Origin of the sequence: Blastococcus sp. PRF04-17 (assembly GCF_023016265.1) — a bacterium.
Classification (GTDB): Bacteria; Actinomycetota; Actinomycetes; order Mycobacteriales; family Geodermatophilaceae; genus Blastococcus_B.
Window position 1 is genome coordinate 2,668,090 of record NZ_CP095412.1, and the last position, 19,007, is coordinate 2,687,096.

Consider the following 19,007-nt stretch of genomic DNA (forward strand, 5'->3'; position numbering starts at 1 on the left):
CAGTGGCCCAGCCGGAGGAACGGCTCAGCCGGAGACCGGGGCGGCCGCCTTCTTCGCCGTCGTCTTCTTCCCGGCCTTCTTGGCGGTCGTCTTCTTGGCCGCCTTCTTCTTCTTGGCCGGGCCGGCGGCGCGGCGGTCGGCCAGGAGCTCGGCGGCGCGCTCGATGGTGATCGTCTCGACGTCGTCGCCCTTGCGCAGGCTGGCGTTGGTCTCGCCGTCGGTGACGTACGGACCGAACCGGCCCTCGCGGACCGTCACCTGCCCCTGGGTGACCGGGTCGGGACCCAGCTCCTTGAGCGGCGCGGCGGCGGCCCGGCGACCGCGCTGCTTCGGCTGCGCGAAGATGGCCAGCGCCTCGTCGAGCGTGGTGGTGAACAGCTTCTCCTCGTTCTCGAGGGACCGGGAGTCGCTGCCCTTCTTCAGGTACGGGCCGTAGCGGCCGTTGAGCGCCTGGATCTCCTCGCCGTCGGGGGCGGTGCCCACGGTCCGCGGGAGGGTGAGCAGCCGGAGCGCCTCGTCGAGGGTCACCGTCTCCGGCGACATCGACGAGAACAGGCTCGCCGTCCGCGGGGACTCCTTGCTGCCGTCCGGGACCACCGTGGTGACGTAGGGGCCGTACCGGCCGGCCTTCACCACGACCGGGTGGCCGCTCTCCGGGTCGGTGCCCAGCTCGCGGTCGCCGGACGGCGCCTCGAGCAGCTCCCGCACCTTGTCGGTGGTCAGCTCGTCGGGGGCGATGTCCTCGGGGATGCTGACCCGCGGCCCGTCCTCGCCGCCGGCCTGCAGGTAGGGCCCGTAGCGGCCGACCCTGGCCACGACCGGCTCGCCACCCGGGCCGGTCGCCCGGAGCGGGATCGAGTTGACGCCGCGGGCGTCGATCTCCTCGAGGCGCTGGCCGACGATCTGCTTGAGGCCGCCGGAGTCGGCGATCCCCCCGGTGCCCCTGCCTGCGCCGCCGAAGTAGAACTCGGTGAGCCAGTCGACCCGCTGCAGGTTGCCGCCCGCGATCTCGTCGAGCTCCTCCTCGAGGGAGGCGGTGAAGTCGTAGTCGACGAGCTGGGCGAAGTGCTGCTCCATCAGGTTCACCACGGCGAACGCGATGAACGACGGGACGAGGGAGTTGCCCTTCTTCCAGACGTAGCCGCGGTCCTGGATCGTCTGCATGATCGACGCGTAGGTCGACGGCCGACCGATCCCCAGCTCCTCCAGGCGCTGGACCAGGCTCGGCTCGGTGTAGCGCGCCGGGGGCGTGGTGGTGTGGCCCTTCGCGTCGAGCGCCTGGGTGTCCAGGTGCTGGCCGCGCTCGAGCCGCGGCAGCCGGCGCTCGGCGTCGTCGCTGCCCTGGTCGTCGTCGCCGTTGCTGCCCGCGCTCTCGTCCTGCGACTCGACGTAGGCCTTGAGGAAGCCGGGGAAGGTGATCGTGCGGCCGCTGGCGGTGAACTCGACGGCCTCGTCGGTCGTGCTGCGCCCCGCGAGCCGGACGCTCACCGTCTGGCCGACGGCGTCGGCCATCTGGGAGGCGACGGTGCGCTTCCAGATCAGCTCGTAGAGGCGGAACTCGTCGCGGGCCAGCTGTGCGGCGAGTTGACCGGGCGTGCGGAAGCTGTCACCCGCGGGACGGATCGCCTCGTGCGCCTCCTGCGCACCCTTCGCCTTCTTGGCGTACCGGCGCGCCTCGGCGGCACGTAGGCGTCGCCGTAGAGCTCCCGGGCCTGCTGGCGGGCGGCGTTGATCGCCTCCTCGGACAGGTTGGTCGAGTCGGTCCGCATGTAGGTGATGTGGCCGTTCTCGTACAGCCGCTGGGCGACCCGCATCGTCTGCGCCGACGACCAGCCGAGCTTGCGCCCGGCCTCCATCTGCAGCGTCGAGGTGGTGAACGGCGCGTAGGGGCGACGTCGGTAGGGCTTCTCGTCGACGCGGCTGACGGTGACCTGCCGGCCCTCGAGGCGGGCGGCGAGCCCGCGGGCACCGGCCTCGTCGAGGTGCACGACCTCGCCGGTGACCCGGCCGGTGGCCGGGTCGAAGTCCTTGCCCGTGGCCACGCGGCTGTCGTCGACGCTGACCAGCTTCGCGCGGACCGTGGTCGGCTCGCCCTCGTCGGTTGTCGAGCCCGGCCTCGGGACGGCGAACGTGCCCTCCAGCGACCAGTAGTCGGCGGCGTGGAAGGCCATGCGCTCCCGCTCCCGCTCCACCACGATGCGGGTGGCGACCGATTGCACCCGGCCGGCCGACAGCTTCGGCAGGACCTTCTTCCAGAGCACCGGGCTGACCTCGTAGCCGTAGAGCCGGTCGAGGATGCGGCGGGTCTCCTGCGCGTCGACCAGCGCGGTGTCGAGCTCGCGCGGGTTGGCGACGGCGCGGGCGATCGCCTCGGGGGTGATCTCGTGGAACACCATCCGGCGCACGGGTACGCGCGGCTTGAGGGTGTCGACCAGGTGCCAGGCGATGGCCTCGCCCTCACGGTCCTCGTCTGTCGCGAGGTAGACCTCGCTGGCCCCCTTCACCAGCTGCTTGAGCCGGCTGACCTGCTGCTTGCGGTCGGGGCTGACGACGTAGAGCGGCTCGAACGCGTTGTCGACGTCCACCCCGAGGCGCGCCCAGGCGGCCCCCTTGTGCTCGGCCGGCACGTCGGCGGCGTTGCGCGGCAGGTCACGGATGTGCCCGACGCTCGCCTCCACGACGTAGCCCGAGCCCAGGTATCCGGCGATCTTGTTGGCCTTCGTCGGCGACTCCACGATGACCAGAGGCTTGCCCCCGGACGCAGCGGTCTTCCGGCCGCCGGGCACCTTCGTGCCGCCGGCGGTCGCGGGGGTGCTCTCGCTTCCGGTCTGGCTGGTCTTCGTCGGCACGGTGCTCCTGTCGGTGGTGCTGCGGTGGTGCTGCGTCGGCGAGGGGTCGGTGAGGGCGGCGCGAGGGCCCCGGGCTGGGGCGAGGCACCGGGTGCGCGGGCCGTGGCTCGGACCCGGGCGCTCCCGACACCGGCGGGCACGCCTGCGGACTGCGCGAAACGCCCCCTCTGGCGGGCCACGGTAAGCCACACCCCGTCCACGGCGCCGGGGACGGGCCTCCTCGGGCGTGCCGTCACCGGGATGAACGCAGATGGTGCGGCCGTGTTCCCCGGCACCGGAGGAGGCCTCCCGCGAAGGAGTCAGGGCGGGGTCCACGGTGCGCCGACCACCTCCCCCACCCCGGCGAGGGTCGCCGACCCTCGCTCGTAGTGGTCGGAATGACCGGTACCGGGGTCGCGCGGCAACGGCGTCGACCCGAACGCCTCGGCCCGGGTCGAGATCCCGAACCAGGCGGCGTAGGTGACGAGGTCGGCGGCCGAGGCCACGTCGTAGACCTCGGGTACCTCGAGGCCGGCGGCGTCGTCCTCCATGCCCGGGCTGCCCAGCAGCACGACGGCATCGGCGGCGAGGCGGCCACGGACGTCGGCCGCCTCGTCCACGAGCACCGTGCCGTAGCTGTGCGCGAGCACCGTCGTCCTCGGCAGCGGCCGCCCCACCGCGCCGCGGGCGTCCGCCAGGCCGGCCAGCGCCTTGGCGAGCGCCGCCCCACCACGCCAGGCCGCCGTACGGGAGAGCGCGCTCGGCACCGTGTGCGGCGTGCCGTAGCCCAACCAGACCATGGTGGCGACGGTCAGACCCGGGGCCGCGGCCCGGGCCGCCGTGCCGACGTCGCGGGCGTTCCCGGTCAGCCCGTCCAGGTCGTCGGCGGGCGAGTTGGCGATGCCCGGGACGAGGACGGCGACGGCCTCGGCGGAGTCGAGATCACCCAGCGCGAGCGCGACCAGGTCCTCCTCGAGGTCGAGCAGGTGCAGCTGCACGACCCGGCCGAGGGCCTCCTCCTCCCGCAACCGCGCGGCGACCGCCGCGGCGGTCGCCGACGCGGCCGGCGAGAGCCGGGGATCGGCGAGGGCCTGGCGCAGCAGCCCGCGGTTGGCACGGTCCCGCGCCCAGGCGGGCAACCCGTCGAGCCCGCCCAGCACCGCCGGAGCACGGTGGAGCAACGCCAGCTGCACGGCGGCCGGCAGGGCGGCCCACCAGGCGGCGACCTCGGCGGGCGGCCGGGCGCCCGCGGGCGCGCCGAGCGCCGTCCCCGCATCGGCGGCGCCGGGAGCCAGCGGGGCCGCGAGCGGGCCGGCCGGGACGGCCAGGGCGGTCCCCGCGGCCTCCGCCGCTGCCCCCGCGGCCGCGGCGCGCTCGAGGGCCTCCTCCCGGGCGGCCGACGCGGACTCCGGAGCGGCCACGGCCCCCAGCCGCCCAGCGGGGAGCGAGTACGAGCGGACGGCGGAGGCCTGCGCCGCGGAGGCCTCGTCGGCCAGGCGGGTGAATGCCGCGGCGGAGTCGGCCATGGCCGCGTCCACCGCCCACGCCGCGGCCGCGACCTCGTCGAGGACGCGCCCGGCGCTCCGGGCCGACGGACCGGCCCAGGTGCGCTCCGATGCCAGGGACCGGCCCACGCCCTCCAGCCGCGCCCGCCAGGACCGGAGCCGGTCGGCCATCGCGCTCATGGTGGCCGCGGCGCCGCGCACCAGGGGGACGTCCCACGCCGCGACGGTCGCCAACCGCTGGTCGTACGGCGCGGCCTCGGTCATCGCGGCGCGTGGTCCGGGCCGCGGGTCGCGATCCGTGCGGCGAGCGAGCGGTCCTGTGCCGAGTAGTCCGCGGCCGCGGCGGAGAGGGTCCCCGCCAGCGCGGACGCACTGTCGGCGAGAACCTCCTGCAGGCCCGCCCACCGGGTGGTGGCGGTCTGCGCGGTCCACCCTTCGACGTCGCCGAGCGCGGCGAGGAAGGAGTGGCCGGTCGAGCGGCAGAGGTCGGCGTCCTCGGCGAGCTCCCCGGCCAGCACCGCGAGTTCGGCGGCGAGCGCCTCGAGGGCGTCCGGGAGGACGGTGATGCGTTCCGGAGGGCTGGGCGAGGACATGCGGCGGCTCCCGTCGTCGGCCGGTCCGGGGGACCGGGAGGCGGGCGACGCTAGGAGCCGGGTGGGACGGTGCGTGCGCCGCCGTCCACAGCGGACGGCGGCGTCCACAGCCTCCGGCGCGATCCTCCGGCCGGACCCGGGCCGGCCGGAGGATCGCGCCGTGCGGAGGTCAGGGAGCGGTGGTGGTGAGGGTTCCGGACGTGCCGGAGCTCTCGGTCGCGGAGGCGCCGCCGACGACGATCGACCGCCGCTTGGACACCACGACGGAGGCGACGATGATCGCCACCGCCCCGAGCGCGATGAGCACGCGGACGGTGGTGTTGGCGTCGTCACCGAAGGAGAGGGCGACGATCGCCGGGGCGATCAGCAGGGCGACCAGGTTCATCACCTTGATCAGCGGGTTGATGGCCGGACCGGCGGTGTCCTTGAACGGGTCACCGACGGTGTCACCGATGACGGTGGCCGCGTGGGCCTCGCTGCCCTTGCCGCCGTAGGCGCCGTCCTCGACCATCTTCTTGGCGTTGTCCCAGGCTCCGCCGGAGTTGGCGAGGAAGACGGCCATGAGCGTGCCGGCCGCGATGGCACCGACCAGGTAGGCCGCCAGCGGGCCGATGCCGAGGCCGAAGCCCACGGCGACGGGCGCCAGGACGGCGAGCAGGCCAGGGGTGGCCAGCTCGCGCAGCGAGTCCCGGGTGCAGATGTCCACCACGGCGCCGTAGTCCGGCCGCTCCGAGTAGTCCATGATCCCGGGCCGGGTGCGGAACTGCTCCCGGACCTCGAACACGACCCGCCCGGCAGCGCGGGAGACGGCGCTGATGGCCAGGCCGGAGAAGAAGAAGACCACGGCCGCGCCCAGCACCGCCCCGACGACGTTGTTCGGGTTGACCAGCTGGAAGGCGTCGCCGAGGGTGGCACCGGCCTCGTCGAGCGCGACCTGGATCTGCGCGTTGTAGGAGCCGAAGAGCGCCGTCGCGGCGAGGACCGCCGTCGCGATCGCGATGCCCTTGGTGATGGCCTTGGTCGTGTTGCCGACCGCGTCGAGGTCGGTGAGGGTGCGGGCGCCCTCCTCGTCGATGTCGCCGGACATCTCGGCGATGCCCTGCGCGTTGTCGCTGACCGGGCCGAAGGTGTCCATCGAGACGATGACGCCCGCGGTGGTGAGCAGACCGCAGCCGGCCAGGGCCACGGCGTAGAGCGCGGCGCCGCCGCCGATGAGGAAGGCGCCGTAGACCGCGCCGCCGATGAGGATCGCGGCGTAGACGGCCGACTCCAGGCCCAGGGAGATGCCCGACAGGATCACGGTGGCCGGGCCGGTCAGGGAGCTGCGGCCGATGTCGCGGACGGGCTTGCGGCTGGTCTCGGTGAAGTATCCGGTGAGCTGCTGGATCGTCGCGGCGAGGACGACACCGATGAGCACCGACACGAACCCGAGCACCTGCGGGCTGACGTCGAGGCCATCGACCTCGCTGAGGCTCGGCAGGTAGGTGAAGGACGCAATGGCGACCAGGACGAGCGAGACCGCGGCGGAGAGGAAGAAGCCGCGGTTGATCGGTGCGAGCCCGTTGGCGTCGTTCTTCCCCGGGTTGCTGGCCAGGATGCCGACGACCGAGGCGATGATGCCGATGGCGGCGATCAGCAGCGGGAAGACCATGCCGACGTTGCCGAAGAAGACCTGTCCGAGGATGAGCGCGGCGACCAGGGTGACGGCGTAGGACTCGAAGAGGTCGGCGGCCATGCCGGCGCAGTCACCGACGTTGTCCCCCACGTTGTCGGCGATCGTCGCGGCGTTGCGCGGGTCGTCCTCGGGGATGCCCGCCTCGACCTTGCCGACGAGGTCGGCGCCGACGTCGGCGGCCTTGGTGAAGATGCCACCGCCGACGCGCATGAACATCGCCAGCAGGGCGCCGCCGAAGCCGAAGCCCTCGAGGACGACCGGTGCGGTCTCGTCGAAGAACAGCAGGGCGGCCGCCGCGCCGAGCAGACCGAGGCCGACGGTGATCATCCCGCAGACGCCGCCGGTGCGGTAGGCGATCTTGAAGGACGGGCGGTAGCCGCCGGCGCGCGCGGCAGCGGCGACGCGCACGTTGCCGCGGGTGGCCAGCGTCATGCCGATGAAGCCGACCGCGGCGGAGAAGAAGGCGCCGAGGAGGAAGAACGCCGCCCGGCCGACCCGGGTGCCCCAGCCACCCTCGGCGACGGGCAGGACCAGCAGCAGCGCGAAGACGATGACGGCGAAGATCGCCAGCGTCTTGAACTGCCGCCGCAGGTAGGCCGCCGCACCCTCCTGGACCGCCTGCGCGATCTCGCGCATCTTCACCGTGCCCTGGTCGGCGGCCAGGACGGCGCGGACCAGGTACGCGGCGAAGCCGAGCGCGGCCAGGGAGATGGCGAGGACGATGACGACGAGCGTCACGTCCCCGCCGGACAGCGAACTTTCCGGCATGCGTTCCTCCATGCAGTCGGTGCCGCCGGGGGGCGCGCTGCACCCCGTGTCGGCAGAGCTCGGGTCCGGACGTCGAGGGCTTCGTCGCACCGAACGCGGCGCGAGTGTAAGTGAGATCACACGCTGTGCAGACGTCCACGACGTTCTGTAAGGCGGATCACATCCGTCCGGTGACCGGATCACAACGATGGGATTCGACGTGTCGCCGGTTGCGCAGAGGTGTGAGAGTGGGGAGGTGACCACGCTCCACCCCGCTCCGGCGCTCGAGGTGCCGCCGGGTGCCGAGCTGCTCGCGGATCTGCTGGCGGGCATCGAGGAGGCGGAGCAGCCGGTCACGCATGTGCACCACGTCCCGGTCCGGGTGAGCACCACTGCGCCGTGGCCCGAGTGGGTCGGTGCTCCGCTGCGCGGCCGGCTGCAGGAGCGTGGCGTGCTCGCGCCCTACCGGCACCAGGTGGACGCCGCCCAGCTGGCCCGCGACGGACAGCACGTCGTCGTCGCGACCGGCACGGCGTCGGGCAAGTCGCTGGCCTACCAGCTGCCCGCGCTGACCCGGCTGGCCGAGGACCCCCGCGCCTGCGTCCTCTACCTGGCGCCGACGAAGGCCCTGGCCCGCGACCAGCTCGCCTCGGTGGCCGCCCTGGCCGATGCCTCGGTGCGCCCGGCGCCCTACGACGGCGACACCCCGCCCGAGGAGCGGGACTGGGTCCGCCGGCACTCGCGGTGGATCGTCACCAACCCGGACATGCTCCACCGCGGGATCCTCCCCGCCCACCAGAAGTGGTCGAGCACGCTGCGGCGGGTCGCCTACGTCGTCATCGACGAGTGCCACGCCTACCGCGGCGTGTTCGGCTCGCACGTGGGCCACGTCCTCCGCCGGCTCCGGCGGATCTGCCGCCGCTACGGCGCCGAGCCGGTCTTCGTCCTCGCCTCGGCCACGGTGGCCGATCCGGCCACCGCCGCCACCCGTCTGGTCGGCGCGCCCGTGGCGGCGGTCACCGAGGACGGCTCGCCCCGTCCCGGCGCGACGTTCGCGCTGTGGGAACCGCCGCTCACCGAGCGGACCGGTGAGCACGGCGCCCCCCTGCGTCGCTCCGCCGCGTCCGACGCGGCGACGCTGCTCGCCGACCTGGTCGAGCGAGGCGCCCGGACCCTCGCCTTCGTCCGGTCGCGGCGCAGTGCCGAGTCGGTGGCCGACCAGGCCCGCCGTCTGCTGCACGACCGGGGCCGCGACGACCTGGTGCGCCGGGTCGACTCCTATCGCGGCGGCTACCTGCCCGAGGAGCGACGCGAGCTCGAGCGCGCGCTGTCGGCGGGGCACCTGCTCGGCGTCGCCAGCACCAACGCCCTCGAGCTGGGCATCGACATCGCCGGCCTCGACGCGGTGGTGCTGGCCGGGTACCCGGGCACCCTGGCGTCGCTGTGGCAGCAGGCCGGGCGGGCCGGTCGCGCACGGAAGGAGTCCCTGGTCGTCTTCGTCGCCCGCGACGACCCGCTGGACCACTACCTGGCCCACCACTCGAAGGCGGTGTTCGGGCGGCCGATCGAGGCCACGGTGACCGACCCGGCCAATCCCTACGTGCTCGGTCCGCAGCTGTGCTGCGCCGCGGCCGAGCTCCCGCTGCTGCCCGCCGACCTGCCCGACTTCGGCGGACCGGTCGCCGAGGCGGCGCTCGAGGAGCTGGTCGCGGCGGGGCACCTCCGACGCCGGCCGGCCGGCTGGTACTGGGCCGGGCGTGGGCGCCCGGACGTGGACATCCGCGGCAGCGGCGGCGAGCCGGTGTCCATCATCGAGGCGGACACCGGCCGGTTGCTGGGCACCGTCGACGCGGACGCGGCCCACTCCGCCGTCCACGACGGGGCGCTGTACGTGCACCGCGGCGAGACCTTCGTGGTGGACGAGTACGACGTCGAGGACGCCTGCGCCGTGGTGCACGCCGAGAGCCCCGACTGGACGACCGTGGCGCGGGACGTCACGGACCTGGGCATCGTCGCGGTCGACCGCGACCGGCCCCTGGGCACGGTCACCGCGCACACCGGGCTGGTCGACGTGACCAACCAGGTCGTCGCCTACCAGCGGCGCAGGCTCGGCACCGGGGAGGTGCTGGCGGAGTTCCCGCTGGACCTCCCCGCCCGGCAGCTGCGGACACGGGCCGTGTGGCTGACCCTCGACGGCCTGGCCATCGAGCGGGCCGAGGTGGACGAGGCCGACCTGCCCGGCGCCCTGCATGCCGCCGAGCACGCGGCGATCGGCATCCTGCCCCTGCTGGCGACCTGCGACCGGTGGGACCTCGGGGGGCTCTCGACCGCGCTGCACCCCGACACCGGGACGGCGACGATCTTCGTCTACGACGGGCATCCCGGCGGCGCGGGCTTCAGCGAGCGCGGTTTCGGCGTGCTGCGGCGCTGGCTGCAGGCGACGCGGGCGACGGTGGCCAGCTGCGAGTGCGAGAGCGGCTGCCCCTCGTGCGTGCAGTCGCCCAAGTGCGGCAACGGCAACGACCCCCTCCACAAGGCCGGCGCCGTGCGCGTGCTCGACGTCGTCCTCGACGAGCTCGCCTCCGTGGAGGGACCTCTGGACGACGCCGACGAGGCCCTCGCCCGCTGAGTCATCGGTCCCCGCCGGCCCGGCGCGCGCCCGGCCCTCCGCCCCGTGGACGCCCAGCCGGCCGAGCCGCACCGGCACGGTCACCTCGACCTCGGCGGTCCCGTCGGACCCCACCCGGCAGGCGGTGAGCGCGGCGCCGTTCGCGGCCGCCACCTCTCCGGCGCGGACACAGCCGTCGTCGTGGCCCAGGAGGGTGCGGCCCGCGGCAGCCAGCGCCGCGAAGTCCGCGGCGGCCCCGGCCCGGTGCCGGGCGACGACCGCCACCCCCACCAGGACCGCGGCCGCGCCCACGAGCGAGAGGACGGCCGCGAGGGCGACCACCCACACCGTCGCCGATCCCCGCTCCCCCGACAGCCGACCGGCGGTCATCGGGCCGCACCCGGCTCCAGCAGGGCCACCGCGGTGGCCGACACCGTGACGCGCAGCGGCACCGGGCCGAGCGGGGCCACGCGCGCGGTGACCGTCACGCGGACCTCGTCGCCGTCCGAGGTCACGCCGCAGTCGGCACCACCCGGGGCGGCCCGTCCGACGATCCCCCTCACCACCGCGACGTCCTCGCCGCGTGCGGCGGCCCGGGCGCCCTCGCGGGCCGCGTCCACGCACGCCAGGTGCGCGGCCACGAGGACCACGGCGGCGACCGCGCCGGCCAGCACCAGCAGCAGCACCGGCAGCACGACCGCGGTCTCGGCGGTCACCATGCCGTGCTCGCGGCGCAGCCGCCCGGCCGCCCACCTCGAGCGCCGCCGGAGCATGGCTCAGGACAGCGTGGCGAGTGCGGACTCGACCAGGTCGGTGAGGCCGGTGACGATCGAGCCACCGGTCACCACGCGGTAGAGGACGGCGGCGAACGCGCAGGCAGCGACGGTGCCCACCGCGTACTCGGCGGTGCTCATCCCCGCCTCGGGTGTCGCCCGCAGCAGGGTCCAGCGGCGTGCCAGCAGCCCGGTTCTCGGCTCGGTGTCCGGCTCGGGTGTCTCGGTCATGGGATGCCTCCTCGGGTGGCGCCCGCCAGCGGGCGTGTGCCTCGACCCTCGCGCCCGCACGGGGAGCGCCCCAGGGGTCGTGGACATCTGTGGATGCCCGGAGCGGCTGTGGACGGCGTCAGCCGAACACGTCGCCGGCGATGCCGAGGATCAGCGGGACGACGCCGAGGCACACGAACGCCGGGAGGAAGCACAGCCCGAGCGGGGCCAGGACCCAGATGCCGGCGCGCCGGACCGCCGCCTCGGTGCGCGCCCGGAGGGTCTCGCGGTGGTCCTGGGCCAGTGCGCGCAGCGCCGGAACCGCCGCGGAGCCGGACTCCTCCGCTCGCACCAGCACCCGCGCCGCCGCCGCGAGCGCGACGGGGACATCGGCCCATGCCCGCCGGGGCTCGGCGCCCAGCCGGTACAGGGCGGCGACGCGTCGCAGCGCCGGCCCGAGCGGTGCGGGCACGGCCGCACCCACCGCATCCAGGGCCGCGGAGGGCGGCAGTCCGGCGTCGAGGCAGACCGCGAGCAGGTCGCACGCCGCGGGCAGGTCGCCCGTCACGGCCGCGCCGTCGTCCACGGCACCGCCGGCTGTGCGGCGGACCAGCCGGTGTGCCGCCACGGCGAGGGCCGCCCCGGTCACCACGCCACCGACGCCGCCCACCAGCAGCGCGGCGCCGACGCCCGCCGCACCGGGCAGCAGCCATCCCCTCCCCGGTCCGGCGTGCGGCGGCCGTTCACCACCCGAGGGGACGAGCGACCGTGCTCGCCGGGCACCGGCGGCCGTCGCGGGTGGCCAGACGAGCAGCGCAGCGGCCAGCAGCAGTGCGGGCCAGCCCGTGCCGCTCACCGGAGCGCCCGGCGTACCAGCCGACCGGACCAGACGATGCCGGCGAGCTCGAGCGCCACTCCGGCGACCAGCAGGACCTGGCCGGTAGGCGTCGTGGTGAGCACGCCCCAGGGGTCGGCGCCGATTCCGCTGCCCATCGCCAGACCGAGCACCGGCAGGCCGGCGAGCAGCAGGGCGCTCGCCCGGGGCGCCGCCGTCGCGGCCCGGAGCTCCTCGCGCTGCCGAAGGCGAGCGCGCAGGTCGTCCTCGATCGCCGCGGCCACGGCCGCGAGCGAGCACCCGGTGCGAGCGCTGAGCAGCACTCCGGCATCGATCCGGCCGAGCGCCTCCGTGAGTGGGGCGGCGCCGACTCCTGGCGAGGTTCCTGGTGCGTGGAGGGTCCGGATCAGCGCCCGGCCGGTGACCGGGTCCCCGCAGGCCGCGGCGGCGGACCCGGACGCCTCCTCGAGGGTGCGCCCCGCGCGGAGCTCGGCCGCCAGTGCCGACAGCCCCTCGGCGAGCGCCCCGATCTGCTCCTCGGACCGGGTGTCGCGCCGCCTCGACAGCCAGGCGCGCGATCCCAGGAACGCGGCCACCGCGGCCAGCAGCCCGACCAGCGGCGTACCGAGGAGACCGGCGGCCAGCCCGGCGACGGCGGCGGCGACCGGGGGCGTCGGCACCGCGGGAACCGGCGGGAGCCGTCCGGTCCCACTCGTCGTCCGCAGCCGACGCCGTCGGTGGGCTGCAGCATCCGGCCACGCCAGCAGGGCGAGCGCCGCGGCCAGCAGGCCGGCCGTCACGGCCCGGAGTCGAGCAGCCGCCGGAGCCGGTCCGCCGCCGGACAGGGGCCTCCGTTCGCCCGCCAGCCCGCCTCGACGGTCACGTGACCAGCGGCGGAGCGGACGACGCCGAGCTCGTCCACGCGGCGACCTGCCGGGGTCCGGCGCAGGTGGACGACCACGGCGAGGGCGGCGGCGGCCTGGCTGTGCACCGCCGCGCGCTCCAGTCCGGCCGCCATGCCGAGGGCCTCCAGCCGGGCCGGCACCTCACCCGGCCGGTTCGCGTGCAGGGTGCCGCAGCCGCCGTCGTGCCCGGTGTTCAGTGCCGCGAGCAGCTCGGTGACCTCCGCGCCGCGCACCTCGCCGACGACCAGCCGGTCGGGGCGCATCCGCAGGGCCTGGCGCACGAGGTCCCGCAGGGTGATCGCGCCGACCCCCTCGACGTTCGGCGGTCGGCTCAGCAGCCGCACGGCGTGCGGATGAGCCGGCGCGAGCTCCGCGGCGTCCTCGCAGATCACCAGCCGGTCGGCCGGGTCGGCCTGGCCCAGCAGAGCCGAGAGGAGGGTCGTCTTCCCCGAGCCCGTTCCGCCCGTGACCAGGAAGGCCAGTCGCCGGGCGACCAGTGTGCGCAGCAGGTCGAACACCTCACCGGGCAGGGCGCCGAGCCCGACGAGGTCCTCGAGCGACAGGGAGCAGCGGCGCAGCACGCGCAGCGACAGGCAGGTGCCGCTGCCGGACACCGGCGGCAGGACGGCGTGCAGCCGGGTGCCGTCGCGCAGTCCGGCGTCCACCCACGGGGCGGCGTCGTCGAGTCGTCGGCCGGCGGAGGCCGCGAGCCGGACCGCGAGACGGCGCACGGCGTCGTCGTCCTGGAACCGGACCTCCGTCAGCTCCAGTCCGCGGCCGCGCTCGATCCACACCTGATCCGGCCCGTTGACCAGCACGTCGGTCACCCCTGGAAGCCGGAGCAGGGGCTCGAGCGGACCGGCGCCGGCCAGTTCGTCGACGGCGTCGCGGACAGCGGCGAGCACGTCGGCGTCGCCGAGCAGGCCGGCGCTCTCCTCGCGGACGAGGGCCGCGACGCCGGCGCGGGTGGGCACACCGGGCTGGAGCGCGAGCCGGGCACGCACCCGCTCCAGCAGAGCCGGGGCGGTCACGGCGTCGGCACCCGCTCGGCGAGGGCGGAGAGGAGCTTGCGCGCGAGCACGCCGAGCGGCGCCCGGGCGGTGACCGCCGGCGGCTCCCCGCGCTCGGCCCTGGGCACCGCACCGCGGTCGTGCGGGAGCTCGGCGTGGACCGGCCGGCCGACCACGTCGGCCACCTCGCCGCGGGAGAGCCCCCCGACCACCTGCCGGAGGACCAGCACCGCGTCGCACCAGGGCGAGGCGGGGGCGTCGACCAGCAGGCGGGCGGCGGTCGCGGCCCGCAGCCGGGCGGGGACGACGAGGACGGTGAGGTCGGCGTCCGCGAGCACGGTGGGTGGGGTCGCGTCCGCCCGTGGCACGTCGAGGACGACGGGCCGGCCGATGCCACGCGCGGCCTCGACGACGGCCGTCAGCGCCTCGTCGGGCACTGCGACCGGCGCGTTCCGCGACGCCGAGACCAGGTGCAGGTCCTGCACCTGCGGCAGTGCGGCGAGCAGCGCGTCACCGGCCACCCGGCCGCGCAGTCCCGTCAGGTCCGGCCAGCGGAGGCCGTCGGCCAGTTCGGCGCCGAGCAGCAGGTCCAGGCCGCCACCCCACGCGTCGGTATCGACCAGCACCGCCGGGGACGCGACCAGGGCCAGAGCCGCGGCCACCGTGCTCGTCCCCGCACCACCGCAGCTGCCGGTCACCGCCGTGAGCCAGCCGCGCTCGACCGGCGACCGGACCGCCGTCGCGGCGCGGTTGAGCAGCCACGACTCGTCCTCCGGGAGCACCGCCACCCGCTCGGCCCCGAGCTCGACGGCACCCGCCCACGCGACCGGAGGCAGCTCCCGCGTGGCGACGACCACCACGCCGGGACGGCGGGGTAGCGACCGCACCGCACCGGTCGGCAGCGCGTCGGCGCCGACGAGCACCAGGGGCGCGTGGCGGTGCGCCCGGCGTAGCGCCGGGCCGTCGGTGGCGACCTCGGCCTCGGCGCCGGCCGCGGCCACCAGGCGGAGGAGATCGTCGAGCAGTTCCTCGTCGGTGCTCACGACGAGCGGCCGGGGCGAGGCGGAGCGGGAGAGGGACACCTCCGCAGCTCAGCCGGGATCGGCAGACAGTGCCAGAACCGGGGAGCAACTGTGGATGACCCGTTCGGGTGTGGACGGCGAGCAGGACCGCCCGCCGTCAGCCCGTCCACCTACAGTCGTGCCTTGTGACCCGCGCAGCGGCGTTCTTCGACCTGGACAAGACGGTCATCGCCAAGTCCAGCACCCTGGCCTTCGGCCGCCCGTTCTTCCAGGGCGGGCTGATCAACCGCCGCGCCGTGCTCAAGACCGCCTACGCCCAGCTGGTGTTCTCCCTCGCCGGGGCCGACGCCCAGCAGATGGAGCGGCTGCGCGCCCAGCTGACCGCGATGGTCACCGGCTGGGACGCCGCCACCGTGCACGAGATCGTCCGCGAGACGCTGCACGAGATCGTCGACCCGCTGGTCTACGCCGAGGCCGCCGACCTGATCGAGGAGCACCGGGCGGCCGGCCGGGAGATCGTCATCGTCTCCAGCAGCGGCGCGGAGATGGTCGAGCCGATCGGGGAGATGCTGGGCGTGGACCGGGTGGTCGCCACCCGGATGGTGGTGGCCGACGGCCGCTACACCGGCGAGATCGACTTCTACGCCTACGGCGAGAACAAGGCGGCCGCGATGCGCGGGGTCGCCGACGAGGGCGGCTACGACCTGGCCGACTGCTACGCCTACAGCGATTCCATCACCGACCTGCCGATGCTCTCGGCGGTCGGCCACCCGACGGCGGTCAATCCCGACCGGGGGCTGCGCAAGGCGGCCCTCGAGCGCGGCTGGCCGGTGCTGCAGTTCACCCGTCCGGTCAGCATGCGAGCCCGGTTCTCCGCGCCTCCGGCCCCGGTCGTGACCGGTGCCGCGGTCGGCGTCGGCGCGGCCGTGGTGGGGCTGGCCTGGTACGCCCGGCACCGCGCTCTGCGCGCGGGGCTCCTCACCGACGCGGCGCCGACCGCTCCCCTGCCCGGCCGTCGGCGGCGCCGCGGAGCCTGACGCACCGGCGGGGCATCCCCGTCCGCGCGCCGAGGTGGGTCATCCTGCCGTCGTGGTCACCGCGGTCCTCGCCTGGTTGGCCCTGCTGGCGGTCTGCGTGGCGGCGTTCCTGTTCGGCCAGACCGCCCGCAGCACCCGGCGACGTCGACGTCGCCGCTCACCGGCCGGGCGTCTCGGGCTGTTCCTCTCGCTGTCCGGCCCGTGGCTCGCCGTCCTCGCGGCCGCGGTCGCGGGGGCGGTCACCGGCCGGTGGCTGGTCGCCGCGGCGGCCGGCGCGATCGGCGTGGTCGTGGCGGCGCTGGTCGGGCTGACGCTGGCCCCCGCTGACTCAGCCGCGCAGCAGGCTCTCGCAGATCGCCAGCCCCTCGAGGGCGCCGTGCTCGGTGGCTCGGCAGCAGTGCACGAGCCAGCCGGCGACGCCCTCGGGGGTGCCGCCGGCGTAGCCGGCCAGCGCGTCGGCGTAGGTCGGCCGACCCAGCTCCGCGAAGCCCACCTCCGGCACCGACACCGCCTTCGGGTCGAGCCCCCGGGCGATCCCGGTCAGCCGTGCCGCCGCCCGCGCGACGATGCCGTCGGCCGTGCCGAACGCGGCCAGCGCGGCCAGTTCGCCGTGCACGATCGCGGCGACCACCACCGCCGGTGCCGACGTGGCCCCGGTGACGAGGGAGAACAGGCCGGTGAGCGGCTCCCCGCGTGCGCGGCCGGACGCCCCAGATCGCCGCGGTCGGCGAGGTCGGCGGCGGCGAGGACGTGCAGCCGGGCCAGCACCTGGCCGGGAGCACGGGACCAGGTGTCGACCATGGAGCCGAGGCCGGCGGAGACCCTCAGCGAGCCCTGCACCACCGGGTCGTCGACGGCGCCGGCGCGGAGGTCGGCCAGCGGCACGTCCACGCCCTCGAGCGCGGCCGAGGCGCGGGCGCCGCGCAGGGCGGACTCGATGCTCACGCCCGCGGACTCCCGGCGCAGCACCTTGTGGCGCAGCAGGCGGTCGACGCCGGCGCGGGCGGCATCCGCGGCGTCCCGGACCCCCGGGAGGTCCAGCAGCGGCGCGAGCGGATCGGGTCCCGCCGGACGAGCCGCGGGTCGGGCGGCGCCGGGGCGGACGGGGATGGTCACGGCGTCGACGGTACGAGGCGGCCGTCCGCCGCCACCGGGGTCCTCTCCATGACCCTCCCCCATGGCCCTCGCCTACGCTGCCCCCTGCCATGTCTCGCCCCCTGACCCTGCTGCTCGTGCGCCACGGCCAGAGCGAGTGGAACGCCGCCGGGCTGATGCAGGGCCAGACCCCGCACGTCCCGTTGACCGAGCTCGGCCGCGCTCAGGCCGCGGGGGCCGCGGCGGAGGTGGCCCGCCTGGCGCCGGGGGCCCTGTTCTCGAGCGACCTGCTGCGGGCGGTGCAGACCGCCGAGTACTGCGCCGAGGCGACCGGCCTGCCGATCAGCACCTGCCCGGCGCTGCGGGAGCAGGGCTACGGCGAGCTCGAGGGCCGCCCGTCACGTGAGCTGTGGGACGTCGTCGACTGGACCGACGCCCACTGGTCCGCGCCGGGCGGCGAGAGCCTGGCCGAGCTGCACGCCCGGGTCGAGGCGTTCGTGAAGCACCTCTGCGCCGAGCCGCCGGCTGACGTCATCGCTCTGGTCACGCACGGTGACACCATCCGGGCGGCCCAGGCGGTGGCCGCCGGGCTGGGGCCGGACGCCATGCCGGTGGTCACGCCGCACAACGGCACGGTGACCCGCCTCGAGGTCATCGCATGAGGGCCCTTCCCGTGACTCCATGCGCCTGACCGGCCCGTTGGAGTCCGCCGCCCTGCTGACGGTCCTCCCGGTCCCGGTGCGCGCGACCGCGTCGACCCGTGGCGTGCTCCCCTGGGCGCCACTGGTCGGCCTGCTGCTGGGCGGCGCCGCGACCGGCGTCGCGGTGCTCGGCGCGCGGTGGGTGTCACCCCTGGCCGGCGCCGTGCTGGCGGTCACCGTCCTGGCCCTGCTCACCCGTGGGCTGCACCTCGACGGACTGGCCGACACCGCGGACGGGCTGGGGCCCCTCCGCGACAGGGACCGCGCGCTCCAGGTGATGCACTCGAGCGACGTCGGCCCGTTCGGGGTCGTCACCGTCGTCCTCGTGCTGCTGCTGCAGATCGCGTGCCTGGCCGCCCTTCTCGCCGAGACCGACGGATGGCTGGCGCTGTGGACGGCGGTGACCGTCGCCCGGCTCGCGCTGGCCCGTAACGGCCTCCCCGGCGTCGGCATGGCCGAGGGGTCGTCGCTGGGTGCAGCCGTCCAGCGCACGGTGTCCGTGCCGTGGTTCGCCGGCAGCGTCGTCGTGCTGCTCGGCCTGCTGGCGCTGGCGACGGCGGGGAACCTTCGCGAGGCCGTGGCGCTGGCCGGCAGCGGGGCGGCCGGAGTGCTCGCTGCCGAGCTGGTCCACCGCCGCGCCCGCCGGCGGCTGGGCGGGGTCACCGGCGACGTCATGGGGGCGATGGCCGAGACGGCGACCGCGGCCACCCTGCTGGTGGCCGCGGTCCTCCGCTAGCTGTACTGACCAGCTAGTCCGGCTCAGCGCCGGCGCAGGAGCCCTCCGACCAGACCGGCGATCCCGCCGGCCGCCGGGGCGGGAGCGGACCGGCCCGTCCGGAAGCCCAGCCCCCGGCTGACCGGCGCGCCCCGGCGCATGCCGGAGCCCGACATCCCCGTGCGGTGCCGCGCCCACGCGCGGCGTTGCGTGCTGTCGTCTCAGCGGTGCCCATCAGTCGTCCGAGAATGCTCATGCCGGAGGTGTTCCCGCTGCGGTGGCGCCTGACCCGCTACGTCGCGGTGCGTGCGGCGTGCCGTGACGCTCCGCTCACTACGCGCAGACCCGGGTCGCTCAGGCAGCGCCCAGGGCGTCGGCCATGCGGTGGTGCACGGCGGCGTCGGCGGCCCGGCTCTGCCGTTCGAGGGTGCGGGCGAGCGCCCGCCGCGCCCAGCCGTTGGCGGGCGCCAGCTGGACCAGCCGGGTGAGGGTCTGCTCGGACCTCGAGAGCTGGGCCGATCCGTAGTAGGCGCGGGCGAGCAGCTCCAGCGCGGCCTGGTTGGCCGGCTCGGCGGCGATGACCCGCTCGAGGATGCGAGCCGCCTCGGTCGGTTGACCCATCGCGAGGAAGAGGTCGGCCCGGAGGAACTCCGAGTGCAGGTCCAGCTCGAACTGCTGCGTCATGCCGCGCACAACACCCGGGCCGCCCCGGGCCTTCCTCGCCTGCATCCGAAAGGCCGGGGGCGTC

At 75.7% G+C, this 19,007-nt stretch carries 18 protein-coding genes and 1 pseudogene; 4 read left to right on the forward strand and 15 right to left on the reverse strand.

Annotated elements, in window-relative coordinates; translation table 11 throughout:
• Nucleotides 1-24: 24 nt before the first annotated feature.
• From MVA48_RS13495 to MVA48_RS13515, 5 genes are all read right to left on the reverse strand, one after another.
• Nucleotides 25-1,623: a topoisomerase C-terminal repeat-containing protein gene (locus MVA48_RS13495; protein WP_246989231.1), complete on the reverse strand. Its 1,599-nt coding sequence runs from the start codon at nt 1,621-1,623 to the stop codon at nt 25-27.
• Nucleotides 1,539-2,849 (reverse strand): type I DNA topoisomerase, encoded by a 1,311-nt coding sequence (gene topA / locus MVA48_RS13500; protein ID WP_246981093.1) that lies wholly within the window; start codon nt 2,847-2,849, stop codon nt 1,539-1,541. The genes MVA48_RS13495 and topA overlap by 85 nt, the downstream gene beginning before the upstream one ends.
• Nucleotides 2,850-3,148: 299 nt before the next feature.
• Nucleotides 3,149-4,597 carry an alpha/beta hydrolase gene (locus MVA48_RS13505; protein WP_246981095.1) on the reverse strand — a complete coding sequence of 483 codons (1,449 nt, stop codon included), beginning with the start codon at nt 4,595-4,597 and terminating at the stop codon, nt 3,149-3,151.
• A complete protein-coding gene (locus MVA48_RS13510) occupies nt 4,594-4,926 on the reverse strand; it encodes a hypothetical protein (protein WP_246981097.1) in 333 nt (110 codons plus the stop codon). The genes MVA48_RS13505 and MVA48_RS13510 overlap by 4 nt, the downstream gene beginning before the upstream one ends.
• A 169-nt stretch (nt 4,927-5,095) precedes the next feature.
• Nucleotides 5,096-7,369 carry a sodium-translocating pyrophosphatase gene (locus tag MVA48_RS13515; protein WP_246981099.1) on the reverse strand — a complete coding sequence of 758 codons (2,274 nt, stop codon included), beginning with the start codon at nt 7,367-7,369 and terminating at the stop codon, nt 5,096-5,098.
• A gap of 235 nt (nt 7,370-7,604) precedes the next feature.
• Between MVA48_RS13515 and MVA48_RS13520 the strand changes: the two genes are divergently transcribed.
• Entirely contained in the window at nt 7,605-9,977 is a 2,373-nt protein-coding gene (locus tag MVA48_RS13520) for a DEAD/DEAH box helicase (protein ID WP_246981100.1), read from the forward strand.
• Between the two features lie 75 nt (nt 9,978-10,052).
• Here MVA48_RS13520 and MVA48_RS24220 read toward each other — a convergent pair.
• From MVA48_RS24220 to ssd, 7 genes and pseudogenes are all read right to left on the reverse strand, one after another.
• Nucleotides 10,053-10,346: pseudogene (locus tag MVA48_RS24220) on the reverse strand (Rv3654c family TadE-like protein); the annotation flags it as partial.
• Complete coding sequence (locus tag MVA48_RS13525) at nt 10,343-10,729, reverse strand: TadE family type IV pilus minor pilin (protein WP_246981102.1); 387 nt, start codon at nt 10,727-10,729, stop codon at nt 10,343-10,345. The gene MVA48_RS13525 and the pseudogene MVA48_RS24220, both read right to left, overlap by 4 nt.
• Before the next feature lie 3 nt (nt 10,730-10,732).
• Complete coding sequence (locus tag MVA48_RS13530; RefSeq protein ID WP_246981104.1) at nt 10,733-10,960, reverse strand: DUF4244 domain-containing protein; 228 nt, start codon at nt 10,958-10,960, stop codon at nt 10,733-10,735.
• A 118-nt stretch (nt 10,961-11,078) separates the two neighbouring features.
• A complete protein-coding gene (locus MVA48_RS13535; RefSeq protein WP_246981106.1) occupies nt 11,079-11,795 on the reverse strand; it encodes a type II secretion system F family protein in 717 nt (238 codons plus the stop codon).
• Entirely contained in the window at nt 11,792-12,574 is a 783-nt protein-coding gene (locus tag MVA48_RS13540; RefSeq protein WP_246981108.1) for a type II secretion system F family protein, read from the reverse strand. Before MVA48_RS13540 ends, MVA48_RS13535 begins: the two co-directional genes overlap by 4 nt.
• Nucleotides 12,571-13,710: a TadA family conjugal transfer-associated ATPase gene (locus MVA48_RS13545; protein WP_246981110.1), complete on the reverse strand. Its 1,140-nt coding sequence runs from the start codon at nt 13,708-13,710 to the stop codon at nt 12,571-12,573. Before MVA48_RS13545 ends, MVA48_RS13540 begins: the two co-directional genes overlap by 4 nt.
• Entirely contained in the window at nt 13,707-14,771 is a 1,065-nt protein-coding gene (gene ssd, locus MVA48_RS13550; RefSeq protein ID WP_246981112.1) for a septum site-determining protein Ssd, read from the reverse strand. Before ssd ends, MVA48_RS13545 begins: the two co-directional genes overlap by 4 nt.
• Before the next feature lie 125 nt (nt 14,772-14,896).
• On the opposite strand from ssd, the gene MVA48_RS13555 reads away from it, so the two are divergent.
• The gene (locus MVA48_RS13555; protein WP_246981114.1) at nt 14,897-15,748 is read left to right on the forward strand and encodes an HAD family hydrolase; all 852 of its coding nucleotides are present in this window, start codon (nt 14,897-14,899) and stop codon (nt 15,746-15,748) included.
• Between the two features lie 328 nt (nt 15,749-16,076).
• On the opposite strand, the gene MVA48_RS13560 is transcribed toward MVA48_RS13555, so the two are convergent.
• Nucleotides 16,077-16,364 (reverse strand): hypothetical protein, encoded by a 288-nt coding sequence (locus MVA48_RS13560; protein WP_246981116.1) that lies wholly within the window; start codon nt 16,362-16,364, stop codon nt 16,077-16,079.
• Nucleotides 16,289-16,864 carry a hypothetical protein gene (locus tag MVA48_RS13565; protein ID WP_246981118.1) on the reverse strand — a complete coding sequence of 192 codons (576 nt, stop codon included), beginning with the start codon at nt 16,862-16,864 and terminating at the stop codon, nt 16,289-16,291. The genes MVA48_RS13560 and MVA48_RS13565 overlap by 76 nt, the downstream gene beginning before the upstream one ends.
• 89 nt (nt 16,865-16,953) lie before the next feature.
• On the opposite strand from MVA48_RS13565, the gene MVA48_RS13570 reads away from it, so the two are divergent.
• Nucleotides 16,954-17,505, forward strand: coding sequence for a histidine phosphatase family protein (locus MVA48_RS13570; protein ID WP_246981120.1), 552 nt, complete (start codon nt 16,954-16,956; stop codon nt 17,503-17,505).
• Between the two features lie 19 nt (nt 17,506-17,524).
• On the forward strand, nt 17,525-18,280 hold the full coding sequence (locus MVA48_RS13575; protein ID WP_246981123.1) for an adenosylcobinamide-GDP ribazoletransferase: 756 nt from the start codon (nt 17,525-17,527) through the stop codon (nt 18,278-18,280).
• Nucleotides 18,281-18,613: 333 nt separating this feature from the next.
• Here the strand turns inward: MVA48_RS13575 and MVA48_RS13580 are convergent, their stop codons facing one another.
• Nucleotides 18,614-18,943 (reverse strand): tetratricopeptide repeat protein, encoded by a 330-nt coding sequence (locus tag MVA48_RS13580; protein ID WP_246981125.1) that lies wholly within the window; start codon nt 18,941-18,943, stop codon nt 18,614-18,616.
• Between the last annotated feature and the right edge of the window lie 64 nt (nt 18,944-19,007).